The organism is Pseudomonas kairouanensis (genome assembly GCF_004682055.1).
GTDB lineage: Bacteria > Pseudomonadota > Gammaproteobacteria > Pseudomonadales > Pseudomonadaceae > Aquipseudomonas > Aquipseudomonas kairouanensis.
On record NZ_QUZU01000003.1, the window covers coordinates 99,802 to 115,891 of the forward strand.

Genomic DNA, 16,090 nt, shown 5'->3' on the forward strand with positions numbered 1-16,090 from the left:
TTACGCTTCCCCCAAATAGGCTTTGATCACTTCCGGATTGTCGCGGATCTGTTCCGGCGACCCGTCGGCCAGTGGCGTACCCTGGTTGATCACCACGATGTGGTCGGAAATGCTCATGACCAGTTTCATGTCGTGTTCGATCAGCAGCACCGTGACGTTGTGCTCCTCACGCAGCACGCTGATCAGCGCCTTGAGGTCTTCGGTTTCCTTGGGGTTCAGGCCGGCGGCCGGTTCGTCGAGCATGAGGATCCGCGGGCGGGTCATCATGCAGCGAGCGATTTCCAGGCGACGTTGCTGACCATAGGCCAGGGTGCCGGCCGGGCGGTTGGCAAACTCGGTGAGGTTGACCTTGTCCAGCCAGTACGCCGCATATTCCATGGCCTCGCGCTCGCTCTTGCGGAACGCCGGGGTCTTGAACAGGCCCGCCAGGAAGTTGGTGTTCAGGTGACGGTGCTGGGCGATCAGCAGGTTCTCGACCGCCGTCATGTCCTTGAACAACCGCACGTTCTGGAAGGTGCGCACCACGCCCTTGCGGGCGATCTCGTGACCGGCCAGGCCCTGGATCGGCTGGCCGTCCAACAGGATGCTGCCACCGCTGGGCTTGTAGAAACCGGTAAGGCAGTTGAACACTGTGGTCTTGCCGGCGCCGTTGGGGCCGATCAGCGCAACCACTTGTTTTTCTTTCACGGTCAGGGCCACGCCGTTGACCGCCAGCAGGCCGCCGAAGCGCATGCTCAAGTTTTCGACTTTCAGGATCTCGCGGCTCATTTGCGCAGCTCCATGTGTGGACGTTGCATGGGCAGCAGGCCTTGAGGACGCCAGATCATCATCAGCACCATCATGGCGCCGAACATCAACATGCGGTATTCGCTGAACTCTCGCATCATTTCCGGCAGCAGGATCATCACGATGGCTGCCAGGATCACGCCCAGCTGCGAGCCCATGCCACCCAGTACCACGATGGCGAGGATGATCGCCGACTCGATGAAGGTGAATGACTCCGGCGTCACCAGGCCTTGGCGCGCCGCGAAGAAGCTACCGGCAAAACCGGCGAACGCTGCACCCAGGGTGAAGGCGGAAAGCTTGATGATGGTCGGGTTCAGGCCCAGGGCACGGCAGGCGATCTCATCTTCGCGCAGCGCTTCCCATGCACGGCCAATCGGCATGCGCAGCAGGCGGTTGATCACGAACAGGGCGGCCAGTGCCAGCAGCAGCGCCACCAGGTACAGGAACACCACTTTGCTCACCGGGTTGTAGTCGATGCCGAAGTATTCGTGGAAGGTCTGCATGCCTTCTGCGGCGGTACGGTCGAACGACAGCCCGAAGAACGTCGGCTTGGGAATGCTGCTGATGCCGTTGGGGCCGCCGGTGATATCGGTGAGGTTACGCAGGAACAGACGGATGATTTCACCGAAGCCCAACGTCACGATGGCCAAGTAGTCACCACGCAAACGCAGCACCGGGAAGCCCAGCAGGAAGCCGAACGTCGCCGCCGCCATGCCTGCCAACGGCAAGCAGATCCAGAAGCTCCAGCCCAGGTAGTGCGACAGCAGCGCGTAGGTATAGGCACCCACGGCGTAGAAGCCCACATAACCCAGGTCGAGCAGGCCGGCCAGGCCCACCACGATGTTCAGGCCCAGGCCCAGCAGCACGTAGATCAGGATCAGGGTGGCGATGTCGACTGCGCCGCGCGAGCCGAAGAACGGCCAGACCAACGCGGCCACGATCAGGCCAATGATGATGTAGCGCTGGGTGCGCGGCAGGGTCAGGAATTGACTGACCTTGGGCGATACCAACGGGCCACGGTTGCTCTTGAGCAAGGCACTGAACTGATCGCTGAACAGCACGCGCAGGAACATCAGCACCGAGCACAGGGCAATGATGGTGAGGGTCACGGGACCGGTGCCATGCACTTCCAGGTTGATGCCGACAATGCTCAGCTTGAGGCCGAGTACCGGAAAGGCCACGGCCCATACCAGCAAGGCGCTGAAAAACGCCGATTTAAGATATCTGCTCATACTTTCTCAACCTCCGGACGGCCCAGGATGCCGGTCGGACGGAACAACAGCACCAGAACCAAGAGGCCGAACGCCACGACGTCCTTGTATTGGTCGCCGAAGATATCGGCGCCGAACGCTTCGGCCACACCCAGCACCAGGCCACCGAGCATCGCGCCCGGGATACTGCCGATGCCGCCCAAGACCGCCGCAGTGAAGGCCTTGAGGCCTACCAGGAAACCGGCGTTGGGGTTGATCACGCCGTACTGCATGCTCAGCAGCACCGCCGCGACGGCAGCCAGTGCGGCACCGATCACGAAGGTCAGGGCGATGATGTTGTTGGTGTTGATGCCCAGCAGGTTGGCCATCTTGATGTCTTCGGCGCAGGCCCGGCAGGCGCGCCCCAGACGAGAGCGGGAGATGAACAGGGTCAGGCCCAGCATGGCCACCAGAGTGACAACGAAGACCAGGATCTGCATGTAGGAAATCAGCACTTCTTCTGCGCCGCCAGGACCGAAGGTGAAGCTCCCGGGGATCAGGTTGGGGATGGACTTGTCCTTGGAGTCCTGGGACAGCAATACGGTGTTCTGCAGGAAAATCGACATGCCGATGGCAGAAATCAACGGAATCAGACGGTTGCTGCCACGCAAGGGGCGATACGCAACGCGTTCGATACTGTAGCCATAGGCACTGGTTACGACGATCGAGGCGATAAACGCAGCGGTCATCAACAGCGGCAGGGAATGGATACCCATCATGGCCAGCCCGGCAAGGGCGATGAAGGCCACGTAGGAGCCAATCATGTACACCTCGCCATGGGCGAAGTTGATCATTCCAATGATGCCGTAAACCATTGTGTAGCCAATGGCTATCAAGGCATAGGTGCTGCCAATGGTCAGGCCATTAACCAGCTGTTGGAAAAAATGATAGATCTCAGGCATTACAGCGCTCCTAAAAACCCGATACGCATTTCACTGGTGGAGTCATGTTCCGGCACTGGGCTGTGTTCTGTGACCACATTTGCCCAAGGCGTTTGCCAGCGAACCGCTGGTGACGGTTTTAAGATTTTCAGGTGGGCCAGCGCCCGGATCGCGGGTGACAGGCCCATAAACCTCGTAAAACAAAGCCCACTGCTCTCACAGTGGGCTTGTTGGACCAGTAACGCCTGGCTTACTGAGGGGAAACTTCGGTTTTTGGTTTGCCGAAGTGCCATTCGTAGACCACGAATTTGAAGTCCTTCAGGTCGCCCTTGGCGTCAAAGCTCAGATCGCCGGTAGGGGTCTTGAAGGTGCCCGCGTGGATGGCGGCGGCCACTTTGGCGGTGTCTTCGCTCTTGGCGGCTTCGATGCCTTTGGCGATCAGCTCAACAGCGGAGTACGCCGGGAACACGAACGGGCCGCTTGGGTCCTTGCCGTCAGCCTTGATGGCGTCAACGATGGCCTTGTTCTCAGGCTCGGCGTCGAACGACTTGGGCAGGGTAACCAACAGGCCTTCGGAAGCACCCTGGGCGATTTGCGAGATGGAGTCGTTGCCCACGCCTTCGGGGCCCATGAACTTGGCGTTCAGGCCTTTTTCCTTGGCTTGGCGCAGGATCAGGCCCAGCTCAGGGTGGTAGCCGCCGTAGTAGACGAAGTCGACGTTGGCTTGCTTGAGCTTCTGGATGATCGAGGAGAAGTCTTTGTCACCGGCGTTCAGGCCTTCGAAGACGGCAACCTTGGTGCCTTTTTTCTCGAGGGTCTGTTTAACGGCGGTGGCGATGCCTTCACCGTACTGCTGTTTGTCGTGCAGGACGGCAACGACCTTAGGCTTGACGTGGTCGGCAATGTAGTTGCCGGCCGCAGGGCCCTGGGCGCTGTCCAGGCCGATGGTGCGGAAGATCAGCTTGTAGCCACGGGCGGTGATGTCCGGGCTGGTGGCAGCTGGGGTGATCATGATCACGCCTTCGTCTTCATAGATGTCGGACGCAGGCTGAGTGGAGCTGGAGCAGAGGTGGCCGATTACGTACTTGACGCCATCGTTGACCACTTTGTTGGCTACGGCAACGGCTTGTTTAGGATCGCAAGCGTCATCGTATTCCTTGGCTTCGAGCAATTTGCCATCGACGCCGCCCTTGGCGTTGATGTCTTTGATCGCTTGTTTGGCGCCAATGAACTGCATGTCGCCGTATTGCGTCACCGGACCGGTTTTAGGGCCGGCAATGCCGATCTTGATGGTGTCGGCTGCGAACGAATGGCCGGCAACCCCAGCCAGGACCATAGCGGCAAACAGTTTGGAAATCTGCTTAGTAGCCTTATTCATAGTGCTCCACTCTTGGTGTTGTATTTTTTATAGTTCTAGCGGCCTTGTGAGCAGCAGAACCGGATCAGATATCTCGAATATCCCCCCGGCCGTGCCCTGGCAACTGTACCGGTACAGTGTAGAGCGCCGGTTGATCGCTTGAAAAGCTGGCTGCTGGGGGCAAAACCCGGGGGTGTCGCTTAAATGAAAGAAAAAGACAGAATTGCGGCGGGGTGCTGCCAGAGTCTCGGGCAATCCTTGGCTTTCCTGACACTTTCTATCGATGACTCATTTGCAACTGGGTTTTTCTACGAGAGTCGCGACGTTATGATTGCGCCGATTTTTTACTCAGGTGAATTCCCATGACGCAAGAACCTAGCACCCTCTATGCCAAGCTGCTCGGTGAAACCGCCGAAATTTCCTGGAAGGAGCTTGAGCCGTTCTTTGCCAAGGGTGCCCTATTGTGGGTCGACGCCAGCCTGGATTTGATCGAAGCCGCCGAGGGAATGGCCGAAGACAACCGCGACAAAGTCGCTGCCTGGCTGGCCTCGGGCAGCCTTGGGGAAGTGTCTGCGACGCGGGCATTGGACCTGGTCGAGCGTGATCCAAGCCTGTGGGCGGTGGTGGTTTCGCCGTGGATTCTGATCCAGGAAAGGGCGCCACAATAAAGTCGCGCACAAAAAAGGTGCAGGTTTTTTGCTGCAGCAAGTGTGTAGCGGAGTAACCGCAGCAGCGATGATGGCATCTTGCCGTGGAGAAAGGTCACAGCCGAGGGTGACGCGCACGTCACGGGAACAGTTTCTTTAACGCCGGAAGGCTGGCCGAATTGTTTCTTCGTGTGAATAAACGGCAGGCATCTGTCAGATATTGCTGTGGGATGGGGTGAATTTGCGCCGGATTCCGGTAGAGTTCGCCGCTTGTTCCATGGAGCCAGTCATGCCGTCAGCGCCCCCCCTTGAGAAAACGTCGCACCAGTTGCTCTACCTTATCTACGGTAACCAGGATGTTTATCGGCGCGAGGCCAAGTTCAGCATCCTTACCGCCCTGTCACATCTCAAGCAAGGCGAGTCGCTGTGTATCCGCGTCATGACCGATCGCCCTCAGGACTACACCGGCTGGCCGGTGGAAACCATCGAGCTGGATGAGCAGGTCCTGGCCCAATGGCAAGGCGAAAACGGCTATACCCACCGTCGCAAGGCCTGTGCCATTGCCCACGGCCTGACGTTCGCGGACAAAACCCTGTTCGTCGACACTGACACGCTGTTTCTCAAGTCCCCGCATCGCGTGCTCGACCTTATCGAGCCTGGCCAGTATGTGATGGACGAGTTCGAATATGACTGGAGCTACGTCTGCAAGCGTGCGGAGTACCTCAAGCTGGGCCAGCACCTGAGTGCCCATGGCATCTGCGCCAGTAACAGCTTCAAGCTCTACAACAGCGGCCTGTGTGGCGTGCGCAGTAGTGATGCGCCGCTGTTTGACACCTCGATCCGCTTGATCGACGAGTGGACGGCAGGTTCGTTCCAGATCCATACCATCGAGCAAGTCGCGATTTCCTTCGCCATGCGCGGCAATACGGTGCGCGAGGCCCGCAAGTTCGTTCATCACTATTACGCCGACAAGCGTTTCTTCCATGCCATGCAGGCACACTTTTTCAGCCTGCACGGTGAAACCTTCGGCCCCAAGCTGGTCGCACGATGCCTGGACGTGCCTACGGTCAAGCCGGTGCCGTCCCCCTGGCAGCGGCTGCGCATCAAGTGGCAGTTGCGCAATCATCGCAAGCACATGAAGCGGGTCGGACGGGACCTGCTCTACGGCAGTTCGGCGCCTGCCCATCCTTATTACGATGTGTGCCGGCATGGCTGGTGGGAGTCGGCGTCCCGGGAAATCCGCGGCTGGGATAAGGCCGAGCAGAAGCAGTTCTTCGGCAACCATGACAGCCACTGGCCCCAGCAACTGCCTCGACCTGCGAAGGCCGCTGACGAGCAAAAGATCCTCGCCTTCCTGCGCCAACAGCAGGCCCGCTGAGACGACGACGGCGCCACGCGGCGCCGTCGTTGTTTCTCAGGCAGTCTTGCCGGTGTGGTTGTTCAACGAGATCACCTTGGTCTTGCCAATGCGATGACGGTAAATCTCGCGCAAGTACTTGACCGCTTTCTTCACGCAGTCCCGTGACAAACGAATGTCATTGATCGACACAAACTTCTCTTTGTCGTTGATCAGCTCGCGGTACTTCTTCTCATACATCGGCTTGATCGCGTACCAGTTGGTATCGAGGATCTTCGCCGGGTTTTCAAACTCGTTGAGCAACTCGTCGATACGGTCTTCGTCGAAGTCCTCGTGGATGATGAAGTCCAGGATCGAGTTGTCCAGCGTGTCATCGAAGCGGTACGGGTTGCGTGCAAAGCAGCGCTTGATAAAGGCCACGATCAGCGTGAGGAAGTCGTCCGACAGGCATGGGCTTTTGGCGATCAGGGTGGTCAGCGACAGGTTGGCCGAGGCGCCGATCACCAAGGCGTAGCGCTTGAGGGTGGTATTGGGGAACAGGCTGTTGAGGTGGGTCTTGAGCCGGTTCAGGTCCATGTAGGACAGCTTGTAGTCCTTGGGCAGGGAGACGATGGACACCACCGACGAACAGTTCTTGAAGAAGTGCAGGTCGTGCAGCGCCGCCGCGTCATAGCCGGAGTTCTTGTATTGCTCCAGGGAGGCCTTGTAGCGCTTGGATTCAATCGGCAGCAGGCTGATGCCTTCGATGGCCTGGGTGACCTTGTTGAAGTGCGGCAGGTCGATGGAGCGGAAGAACAGGTCGTCGATGTTCAGGCGCTGCGGCTCTTTATCGAACACCTTGAACTTGTCGCTCGACGGCGGCGGGGTTTCCGGGACCACGGATTCTGCGTAGGCAATCGCCACCGGGCCCGCCAGGCTCATAAACAGGTCGTTGGCATCCAGGCGGATGGTTTCGCCAATGTCGATACCGGCGCGACGGAAGTAGTTCTGGTCGTAGTCGGTGGTCACCGCCTGGGCGGTAAGGATGTTGAAGATCTGCTGGGAGATGTACTGGTTGGCGTGTTTCTCCATGGCATTGACATCAATGTTCTGGATATTGCCGTCATCGCTCTCTTCGGCGTAACGCATGATGTCGTTGGAGATCAGCATCATCGCGTTCCAGGGCCGGATACGCCCCTTCACACTGGCTTCGCTGCTGTCTTCATTGGCGAAGTTGTACGAGAAATCCCATTCTTCCGACAGGTATTTGCACAACAAGCGCCCGGCGTTGATGTGCAGCGCCTCGGACATCTCGCTGCGGTGATCGGAAATGTTCGGCAGCACGCAGATACCGCTGGTGAAGATCGGCTCGAACACAAACGCGTGGCCGCTCTTGCTGTCGTGCTCGTCGGCGGGCTTGGTGTCGAAGGTCTTGTTCATGTACGAGTGTTGCTGGGCCAGGCCGAACTCCGAGGCCATGCCCGAACCGGTACCGCCGCCCGCGCTGAAGATCGAGAAGTACAGGCGCGACTGGTTGGCCTTGATGCCGCAAGAGTCGATGAGGTAGGAGTGGATCATCTTCCAGTCGGGGCTGGAAAAACGCTGGGTGTCTTTGTTGAGGATGATCTTGGCCAGGTATTGGCCGAGGATCGGCGCGTTACCGGCACCACCGGCATGGACTTCCGACAGGTCCATGATTTTCATTTTGCTGTAGTCGCGCAGAAAGCCGCTTTTTTCGCCCTTGCGCGAGAAACGGATACGCCCGGCGATGTCCTTGTCCAGGTCGCCCAGCATCACCAGCGGTTCTACCAGGAACACCGGTTTGCTGGCCTTGCCGCCGCCCAGGCGCAGGTTGTTGCGAATCCATTGGGCCGGGCTGTAGCCCTTGTCCAGGGACTTGTCTTCGGTGCTGAATTCGTTGAGGTAGAACTTGCGTGCGTTGTACACCAGCTCCGCCACGTCCAGCGCGATGTTGGAACCACAGCGGCCCAGGCCGATCAGGCACACCGAAGGGAATTCCTGTTCGCTACGCTGCTCGCCATCGATTTCCAGGTGCGGCGCACGCGGGAACACCATGTCGCGCAGGCCGTCGAGGTTGTCGAGGATGCGGTCGGTGTTGGTTTCGGTGAAGTACAGGTATTGCTGGGTGGCCAGCGGGCGCGCGCTGCTCAATGCCTTTGAACCTGAGGGCTTGTCCGCAGGAGCTGGGAGCAACACGTCGGATACCACGGTGGCAGAGTTATTCTTGGAAGTCATTGTGCGCCATGTGCCTGGGCGGATGGCTGAAGCAAATCTTAGGGCCATCACGCAATGGGAGTTCGCGACTTTTACAGTGCGTCCTTGTCCGGCACGGTTGAATTGGACCCCGATGTTTACAGGGCAAACGTGGCCAGACTCTGATGAATCGGCCGTTCGTCGGCATTCTTTAGGTGAATGATGGCTAAATGCCAAAGATTGGGCGTCAGCGAATTGGCCTGACGATTGAAGTGGGCCCGGCGCGGGTAGGGGAAGGTTCTTTCGGTGCACCGTTGTCCTTGGTGCCCGCGGTGCTGAACGGGTACAGCGGGTTGCGCATCTCGATGCCCTGGATCACGCCGATGATGTCGCTGGCCGGCACCGCCGGGCTCAGCAGGTAGCCCTGGACAAAGTCGCAGCCATGCTTGAGCAGCAGTTCGAACTGGGCCTGGGTTTCCACGCCTTCGGTCACCACCTGCAGGTGCAGGGTGTGGGCCATGCCGATCACGGCCTGGACGATCTCGATGTCGGCGGTGGACTTGGGGATGTCCTGGATAAACGAGCGGTCGATCTTCAAGGTGTTGAGGGGCAGGCGCTTGAGGTAGGCGAGGGAGGAGTAGCCGGTGCCAAAGTCATCGATGGCCAGGGACACCCCCAGCGCACGAATTTGCCGCAACAGCGCCAGGGTGCTGCTGATATTGCCCATCAGCGCGTTTTCGGTGACTTCCAATTCCAGACGGTTGGCGTCGATGCCGCTGAAGCGCAGCGCGTCCTCGATCTCATCGGCCAGTTCATCCCGGGCCAGGTTCAGGGCGGAGCAGTTCACGGCCATGGTCAGTTCGGTGTAACCCCGGTCCGATAGCAGGCTCAGGTCATGGCAGGCCTGGCGCAAGACCCAGTGATCAAGTTCGGCAATCAACCCATTGTTTTCAGCGATGCCGATAAAACGGTCTGGCGCCAGCAAGCCGTGTTGCGGGTGTTGCCAGCGCACCAGGGCCTCCAGGCGAGTGACCTTGCCCAGCTTCATGTCGAAGATCGGTTGGTAGAACAGCACCAGTTGGTTGCGCGTGCGCAGGGCGCCACGCAGTTCTTCTTCCAGTTGCAGTTCGAGAAAGGCCCGGGTCTTGAGGTTGGAACTGAAGAAGGTCAGGCTATTGCGCCCGGTGTCTTTGGATTGGTAAAGCGCCAGGTCGGCGGTTTTCAGTAGTTCTTCACAGGTCAGGCCGTCATCGGGAAACAGGCTGATACCGATACTGGTGGTCATCACCATGCGCCGGCCGGCCAGTTCGATGGGTTCTTTCATCTTTTGCATGATGCGCTGCGCCAGGTGTCGGGCTTCATCGCGGTGATGGATGCTGATCAGAATGCAGAACTCGTCGCCACCAAAGCGTGCCACCACATCTTCATGGCTGCGTACCGAACCCTTGATGTGCGCGGCGAGCACAGTGAGCAACTGATCCCCGGCGTCGTGGCCAAGGCTGTCATTGATGCGCTTGAAGTGGTCGATATCGAGGAAGATCACCGCCATCATGCCGTGTGAGTTGGTTTTCTCGTCGAGTTTCTCCGCAAAGATCTGGTTGAAGCCCCGGCGATTGAGCAGGTTGGTCAGGGCATCGAAATGGGCCACCTGTTGCAACGAGGCGCGCGCTTGGTCCAGTTCGCTGAGCAGGGCGTTGACCCGCCGCAAGTCGCGCTCCTTGTGTTGCAGCTTCTTGTCGGCCAGGGCGGCACTGATGCTGCTGCCGATCACCAGCAAGGTGATGACCGCCACAGACAGGCCCAATTGAATCGGGTTGTTGTCCAGCGGCAGCGACAGGTCGGCGCCCGTGGGCACCATCAGGCGCATGGCGGCCATGCCGGTGAAGTGCATGCTCAGGATGCCCGCGCCCAACACCAGGCTGGCGGCATATTTGAGCAGTTGATGGAATACCCCGCTGCCGTTGCGCAGGTAGCTCGACAGCAGCAATGCTGCAAGGCTCGCGCCCATGGCGATGGTGACCGAGGCCAGGAACAGCTCTGTTTCAAAGTAGAGTTCGGCCTGGGATTGCATGGCCGACATGCCGACGTAGTGCATCAGCGCGATGCCGATGCCCATCCACACCGACGCCAGCAGGTACTGATGAAAACGCAGGTGAGGATGGCTGAGAGTTTTCATGGCAAACAACGACGCCACCAGCGCAATCAGCAGCGAGGTAAAGGTGGTGATCAATTCGTAATGAATGGCAATCGGCGCCTGGAAGGCCAGCATGCTGATGAAGTGAGTGGACCAGATACCGCCCGCCAGGCAGCCCGCCCCAAGCCAGCGCCAGTGGCGACGTGCGGTGGGGTCTTCGACATGGCCGACGCGTTCGGCCATGTCGAGTGTGCCGAAACCTGCCGCGCACGCGACCAGGTAGGCCAGCAACACCAGAAAGGGGTTATGACTGCAATTGAGTAACAAATGCCCGCTTTCGGGGAGGTCGGTAAAGAAATGCAGACCGAGCCATTCCATAGCATGCCCACCATAGAGTCATTACGTCACTGCCTACGGCGATGACCTATGGAGTCGAGTATAGAAGCCCCAGGCGTTTCGCCATGGGTAATGGCACTTTGCTCTCAACGATTTTGGCATGCCATCGATAGCGTTTGATGCTAAGCGCTGATGGGCAGCTCCAGCTCAAACGGAGCTTGCAGAGGCGGCAAACCGAAGGCAGCGCGGGCGGCATCGCAGTCGACGTTCTGTATGCCTTCGTGCCAGGACGCTTCAAATTCGCGGCAGGGGCTGGAGCGTTGAGCATAGATTGAACAGCTCGTGCTTTTGCCCACTTCTCCCTCCAGGCTGCAGCAGCGTGTGGGTTTCTGGTCGGTGCCGATCATCGCCACGCGTGTCGGATTGATCTGCACCACCAAGTCATCGGGCACAGTGCCGCCGGACGAGGCGCATTCTCCCCAAAAGAAAGACACACGAAAGTGTGAACAGCAGGCACCGCAACTCAGACACGGACTGGCTTCGGACATGGGCGTCATCAAGTAAGAAAAGTAAGGGGGGTAGGTGTTACGGAAGGCTCGCCATTCTATCCGGGCCATGGCCATTGGGAAGGGGGTGGCACACATATATTTTTGTAGGGAAAGTCCCGTAATGCCGGGCTCAATCATGCCCTATCAGCTTTACGAATCATTACAGACAAGTACCGCCCGCCTGACTATGTTGCAGGTACCGGGCAGGATGCATCGGGCATCGCAGCTCTCATAACAATAAAAGAGACGGACCCATGCAGAACTCGACCCAAGCGGCGAATGCCTGGCGCATTCTGTTCCTGCTGTTCCTTGCCAACCTGTTCAACTTCTTTGACCGCACCATTCCGGCGATCATCATCGAGCCGATCCGCATGGAGTGGCACCTGAGCGACTTTCAGCTCGGCATCATCGGCACCGCGTTCACCATCGTCTATGCCATTGCCGGCCTGCCCCTGGGGCGTATGGCCGACACCGGCTCGCGCAGCAAGCTGATGGGCTGGGGCCTGTTCGCCTGGAGCGGCCTCACGGCGGTCAATGGCATGGTCGGCAGCTTCTGGACCTTTTTGCTGGTGCGCATGGGCATCGGTATTGGTGAAGCCAGCTATGCGCCGGCGGCCAACTCGCTGATCGGCGACCTGTTCCCCGCACACCGCCGCGCGCGAGCCATGGGGATTTTCATGCTGGGCCTGCCGTTGGGCCTGCTGCTCGCGTTCTTCACCATCGGCTGGATGGTCAAGGCGTTTGACAGCTGGCGTGCGCCGTTCTTTATCGCCGCGGTGCCGGGGATGATCCTTGCGGTGTTCATGTTTTTTATCAAGGAACCCAAGCGCGGCGCGGCTGAAACCGTGCGTGTTTCCCAGGAGCGCGTCGATCGCCCGATTCGCCGCATCCTGGCGGTACCGACTTTCCTTTGGCTGGTGCTGGCGGGGCTGTGCTTCAACTTTGCCACTTATGCCTGCAACTCATTCCTGGTGCCGATGCTGCAGCGTTACTTCCTGATGCCATTGCAGGAGGCGGCCGTGGCCACCGGCGTGATTGTCGGGTTGACCGGCCTGGTGGGCTTGACGTTGGGCGGCTGGATTGCCGACAAGATCCATCAGCGCGTACCCAATGGGCGCCTGTTGTTTGCAGCGTTCAGCCTGATCATTTCCACGGTCACGACTGCCTGGGCGTTACACGCCGGGCGCATCGAGATTGGCGTGTTTGTGGCGCTGTTCAGCGTGGGCTGGTTGTTTGCGTATAACTTCTACACCTGCGTTTACACGGCGATCCAGGACGTGGTTGAACCGCGCCTGCGGGCCACGGCGATGGCGCTGTTTTTTGCAGGCTTGTATTTGCTGGGCGGGGGCATGGGGCCGATTGTGGTGGGTGGCTTGTCTGATTACTTTGCCCATTCGGCGATGTATGCGGCGGGGGCGGAGCAGATGACCGAGGCTTACAAGGCGGTGGGCTTGCATGACGCCATGTACCTGATTCCGGTGGCGCTGTTCTTGACCATGCTGTTTTTGTTCCAGGCCTCGCGCAGCTTTGTGCGCGATGCCAAGAAGATGAAAGAGGGGTTGAGTGGGGTGGAGGTGCCGGCTTCGGCGGTAACAGCTTAAGACCGAGGTGACCCCTTCGCGAGCAAGCCCGCCCCATATTTGACTGTGTTCACAGGTCCAATGTGGGAGGGGGCTTGCCCCCGATGGGGCCCTCAAGACAGCTGAAAGAAGGCCCGCATTGCGCGGGCCTTCTTGTTTAGCCTGCGACCAGGACTCGGATTGCTTCCAGACGCAGCGCGGCTTTATCCAGCATCGCCAAACCTTGCTCACGCTGGTTACGCAGCGCCACCAACTCACTGTCACGCACGGTCGGGTTGACCGCTTGCAACGCAGTCAGGCGCGCCAGTTCTTCGTCGGTGTCCGCCGCCAGGCGGCGCTTGGCTTCGGCCACGCGCTCGGCATGTTGCGGGGTGATCTTGTCTTCACCGGCGTTGATCCGTGGCGTCAGCTGGTCGCGCTGGGCCTGGATGAACTTGTTGGCGCTGGCCCGTGGCACGCTTTCGAGCTGGTCGTTCAAGGTCACGAACGACACACGGCTCGACAGGTCGTTGCCATTGGCATCCAGCAGGCAGCGCAGGGCGGCCGGCGGCAGGTAGCGGCCCAGTTGCAGCGAACGCGGCGCAACCACTTCGCTGACGTAGAGCAGTTCCAGCAACACGGTGCCCGGCTTGAGCGCCTTGTTCTTGATCAGCGCCACGGCGGTGTTGCCCATGGAGCCGGACAGCACCAGGTCCATGCCGCCTTGCACCATCGGGTGTTCCCAGGTAATGAACTGCATGTCTTCGCGTGACAGCGCCTGGTTACGGTCGTAGGTGATGGTCACGCCTTCGTCGTCGCCCAGGGGGAAGCTGGCGTCGAGCATTTTTTCGCTGGGCTTGAGGATCAGCGCGTTTTCCGAATGGTCTTCGCTGTCGATGCCGAAGGCGTCGAACAGGGTTTCCATGTAGATCGGCAGGGCGAACTGATCGTCTTGCTCCAGGATGTCTTCCACCAGCGCATCGCCTTCACCGGCACCGCCGGAGTTGAGCTCCAGCAGGCGGTCGCGGCCGGTGTGCAGCTCTTCTTCAAGGCGCTCGCGCTCGGCACGGGCTTCGTCGATCAGGGCTTGCCACTCGCCGTCGTCGGCTTCTTCCAGCAGCGGCAGCAGGCGCGGGCCGAACTGGTGCTGCAAGGCGTTGCCGGTCGGGCAGGTATTGAGGAACGCGTTGAGTGCCTCGTTGTACCACTGGAACAGGCGCTCTTGCGGGCTGGTTTCCAGGTACGGTACGTGCAGTTCGATCACGTGTTTCTGGCCGATCCGGTCCAGACGGCCGATGCGCTGTTCCAGCAGGTCGGGGTGGGACGGCAGGTCGAACAGCACCAGGTGGTGAGAGAACTGGAAGTTGCGGCCTTCGCTGCCGATCTCGGAGCAGATCAGCACCTGGGCGCCGAACTCTTCATCGGCGAAGTAGGCGGCGGCGCGGTCGCGTTCGAGGATGTTCATGCCCTCGTGGAACACCGTGGCCGGAATACCGGAGCGCACGCGCAGGGCGTCTTCCAGGTCCATGGCAGTTTCGGCGTGGGCGCAGATCACCAGGACCTTGGTGCGCTTGAGCATTTTGAGCTGGTCGATCAGCCACTCGACCCGTGGGTCGAAGCGCCACCAGCGGTTTTCTTCTTCGATGTCCGGTTGGGACTGGAAGCTGACTTCCGGGTACAGCTCGGCGTGTTCGCCCAGCGGCAATTCCAGGTATTCGTCCGGGTTCGGCAGCGGGTAGGCGTGCAGCTTGCGCTCGGGGAAGCCTTGCACTGCGGCGCGGGTGTTACGGAACAGCACGCGGCCGGTGCCGTGGCGGTCGAGCAGCTCGCGCACCAGGCGGGCGCTGGCTTCGGTGTCGCCATCGTTGACGGCGGTGAGCAGCGCTTCGCCTTCGTTGCCGAGGAAACCTTGGATGGTGGCGTGCGCTTCTGGCGACAGGCGGCCTTTATCCAGCAATTGCTGCACGGCTTCGGCCACCGGGCGATAGTTTTCGCTCTCGGCGCGGAAGGCGGCCAGGTCGTGGAAGCGGTTCGGGTCCAGCAGGCGCAGGCGCGCGAAGTGGCTGTCCTGGCCCAGTTGTTCCGGGGTGGCGGTAAGCAGCAGCACGCCTGGGATCACTTCGGCCAGTTGCTCGACCAGGCTGTATTCCGGGCTGGCTTTTTCTTCATGCCACACCAGGTGGTGGGCTTCGTCGACCACCAGCAGGTCCCAGCCGGCGGCGAACAGCGCGTCCTGGGCCTTTTCGTCGTCCACCAGCCATTCCAGGGCCACCAGGGCCAACTGGGTGTCTTCGAACGGGTTGGCGGCATCGCTTTCGATAAAGCGTTCTTCGTCGAACAGCGCAACCTGCAGGTTGAAGCGGCGGCGCATTTCCACCAGCCACTGGTGCTGCAGGTTTTCCGGTACCAGGATCAGTACGCGGTTGGCGCGGCCCGACAGCAATTGGCGATGGATCACCAGGCCGGCTTCGATGGTCTTGCCCAGGCCTACTTCGTCGGCCAGCAAGACCCGTGGCGCGATGCGGTCGGCGACTTCACGGGCAATGTGCAGTTGGTGAGCAATCGGCTGCGCACGCACGCCACCCAGGCCCCACAGGGAGGACTGCAATTGGCGGCTGGTGTGTTCCAGGGTGTGGTAACGCAGCGAGAACCAGGCCAGTGGGTCGATCTGGCCGGCGAACAGACGGTCGCTGGCCAGGCGGAACTGGATAAAGTTGGAGAGCTGGGTTTCCGGCAGGGTGACCTGCTCGTTCTGCCCATTGAGGCCGTGGTAGACCAGCAGGCCATCGACGTCGTCGACTTCCTGTACGGTCATTTTCCAGCCTTCGAAATGGGTGATGCTGTCGCCCGGCGAGAACCTCACGCGGGTGAGGGGCGCATTCCGTAGCGCATACTGGCGGGTGTCGCCAGTGGCCGGATAGAGCACGGTCAACAAGCGGCCGTCCTGTGCCAGAACGGTGCCTAACCCCAGCTCTGCTTCGCTGTCACTAATCCAGCGTTGCCCCGGTTGATACTGCTGCGCCATGCTGCCTGACTCCCGCC

At 60.0% G+C, this 16,090-nt stretch carries 11 protein-coding genes; 3 read left to right on the forward strand and 8 right to left on the reverse strand.

Annotation, left to right across the window (positions count from 1 at the left end):
• The 4 genes from livG to DYL59_RS04330 form a co-directional block, all read right to left on the reverse strand.
• A complete protein-coding gene (gene livG, locus DYL59_RS04315; RefSeq protein WP_135288054.1) occupies positions 1-768 on the reverse strand; it encodes a high-affinity branched-chain amino acid ABC transporter ATP-binding protein LivG in 768 nt (255 codons plus the stop codon).
• Positions 765-2,018 carry a high-affinity branched-chain amino acid ABC transporter permease LivM gene (locus DYL59_RS04320; RefSeq protein ID WP_135288055.1) on the reverse strand — a complete coding sequence of 418 codons (1,254 nt, stop codon included), beginning with the start codon at positions 2,016-2,018 and terminating at the stop codon, positions 765-767. Before DYL59_RS04320 ends, livG begins: the two co-directional genes overlap by 4 nt.
• Positions 2,015-2,938: a high-affinity branched-chain amino acid ABC transporter permease LivH gene (gene livH / locus DYL59_RS04325; RefSeq protein WP_135288056.1), complete on the reverse strand. Its 924-nt coding sequence runs from the start codon at positions 2,936-2,938 to the stop codon at positions 2,015-2,017. The genes DYL59_RS04320 and livH overlap by 4 nt, the downstream gene beginning before the upstream one ends.
• A gap of 229 nt (positions 2,939-3,167) precedes the next feature.
• Positions 3,168-4,295 carry a branched-chain amino acid ABC transporter substrate-binding protein gene (locus tag DYL59_RS04330; protein ID WP_135288057.1) on the reverse strand — a complete coding sequence of 376 codons (1,128 nt, stop codon included), beginning with the start codon at positions 4,293-4,295 and terminating at the stop codon, positions 3,168-3,170.
• Between the two features lie 341 nt (positions 4,296-4,636).
• On the opposite strand from DYL59_RS04330, the gene DYL59_RS04335 reads away from it, so the two are divergent.
• Both DYL59_RS04335 and DYL59_RS04340 read left to right on the forward strand, forming a co-directional pair.
• Positions 4,637-4,942 (forward strand): DUF2288 domain-containing protein, encoded by a 306-nt coding sequence (locus DYL59_RS04335; RefSeq protein ID WP_135288058.1) that lies wholly within the window; start codon positions 4,637-4,639, stop codon positions 4,940-4,942.
• Between the two features lie 268 nt (positions 4,943-5,210).
• Positions 5,211-6,299 (forward strand): hypothetical protein, encoded by a 1,089-nt coding sequence (locus DYL59_RS04340; RefSeq protein WP_135288059.1) that lies wholly within the window; start codon positions 5,211-5,213, stop codon positions 6,297-6,299.
• 36 nt (positions 6,300-6,335) lie between these two features.
• Here DYL59_RS04340 and DYL59_RS04345 read toward each other — a convergent pair whose 3' ends face one another.
• The 3 genes from DYL59_RS04345 to DYL59_RS04355 form a co-directional block, all read right to left on the reverse strand.
• Positions 6,336-8,513, reverse strand: a complete 2,178-nt coding sequence (locus tag DYL59_RS04345) for a hypothetical protein (protein WP_135288060.1) — start codon at positions 8,511-8,513, stop codon at positions 6,336-6,338.
• A gap of 205 nt (positions 8,514-8,718) precedes the next feature.
• Positions 8,719-10,983 (reverse strand): putative bifunctional diguanylate cyclase/phosphodiesterase, encoded by a 2,265-nt coding sequence (locus DYL59_RS04350; protein WP_135288061.1) that lies wholly within the window; start codon positions 10,981-10,983, stop codon positions 8,719-8,721.
• 140 nt (positions 10,984-11,123) lie between these two features.
• Entirely contained in the window at positions 11,124-11,489 is a 366-nt protein-coding gene (locus tag DYL59_RS04355; protein ID WP_135288062.1) for a YkgJ family cysteine cluster protein, read from the reverse strand.
• A 254-nt stretch (positions 11,490-11,743) separates the two neighbouring features.
• On the opposite strand from DYL59_RS04355, the gene DYL59_RS04365 reads away from it, so the two are divergent.
• Entirely contained in the window at positions 11,744-13,090 is a 1,347-nt protein-coding gene (locus DYL59_RS04365) for a spinster family MFS transporter (RefSeq protein WP_135288064.1), read from the forward strand.
• Between the two features lie 136 nt (positions 13,091-13,226).
• Here the strand turns inward: DYL59_RS04365 and rapA are convergent, their stop codons facing one another.
• Entirely contained in the window at positions 13,227-16,073 is a 2,847-nt protein-coding gene (gene rapA, locus DYL59_RS04370) for an RNA polymerase-associated protein RapA (protein ID WP_135288065.1), read from the reverse strand.
• Positions 16,074-16,090 lie beyond the last annotated feature (17 nt).

Excerpts from the sequence above, each read along its gene's own strand:
- livG (WP_135288054.1), bottom strand. The coding sequence starts at position 768 with ATGAGCCGCGAGATCCTGAAAGTCGAAAACTTGAGCATGCGCTTCGGC.
- DYL59_RS04320 (WP_135288055.1), bottom strand. The coding sequence starts at position 2,018 with ATGAGCAGATATCTTAAATCGGCGTTTTTCAGCGCCTTGCTGGTATGG.
- livH (WP_135288056.1), bottom strand. The coding sequence starts at position 2,938 with ATGCCTGAGATCTATCATTTTTTCCAACAGCTGGTTAATGGCCTGACC.
- DYL59_RS04330 (WP_135288057.1), bottom strand. The coding sequence starts at position 4,295 with ATGAATAAGGCTACTAAGCAGATTTCCAAACTGTTTGCCGCTATGGTC.
- DYL59_RS04335 (WP_135288058.1), top strand. The coding sequence starts at position 4,637 with ATGACGCAAGAACCTAGCACCCTCTATGCCAAGCTGCTCGGTGAAACC.
- DYL59_RS04340 (WP_135288059.1), top strand. The coding sequence starts at position 5,211 with ATGCCGTCAGCGCCCCCCCTTGAGAAAACGTCGCACCAGTTGCTCTAC.
- DYL59_RS04345 (WP_135288060.1), bottom strand. The coding sequence starts at position 8,513 with ATGACTTCCAAGAATAACTCTGCCACCGTGGTATCCGACGTGTTGCTC.
- DYL59_RS04350 (WP_135288061.1), bottom strand. The coding sequence starts at position 10,983 with ATGGAATGGCTCGGTCTGCATTTCTTTACCGACCTCCCCGAAAGCGGG.
- DYL59_RS04355 (WP_135288062.1), bottom strand. The coding sequence starts at position 11,489 with ATGTCCGAAGCCAGTCCGTGTCTGAGTTGCGGTGCCTGCTGTTCACAC.
- DYL59_RS04365 (WP_135288064.1), top strand. The coding sequence starts at position 11,744 with ATGCAGAACTCGACCCAAGCGGCGAATGCCTGGCGCATTCTGTTCCTG.
- rapA (WP_135288065.1), bottom strand. The coding sequence starts at position 16,073 with ATGGCGCAGCAGTATCAACCGGGGCAACGCTGGATTAGTGACAGCGAA.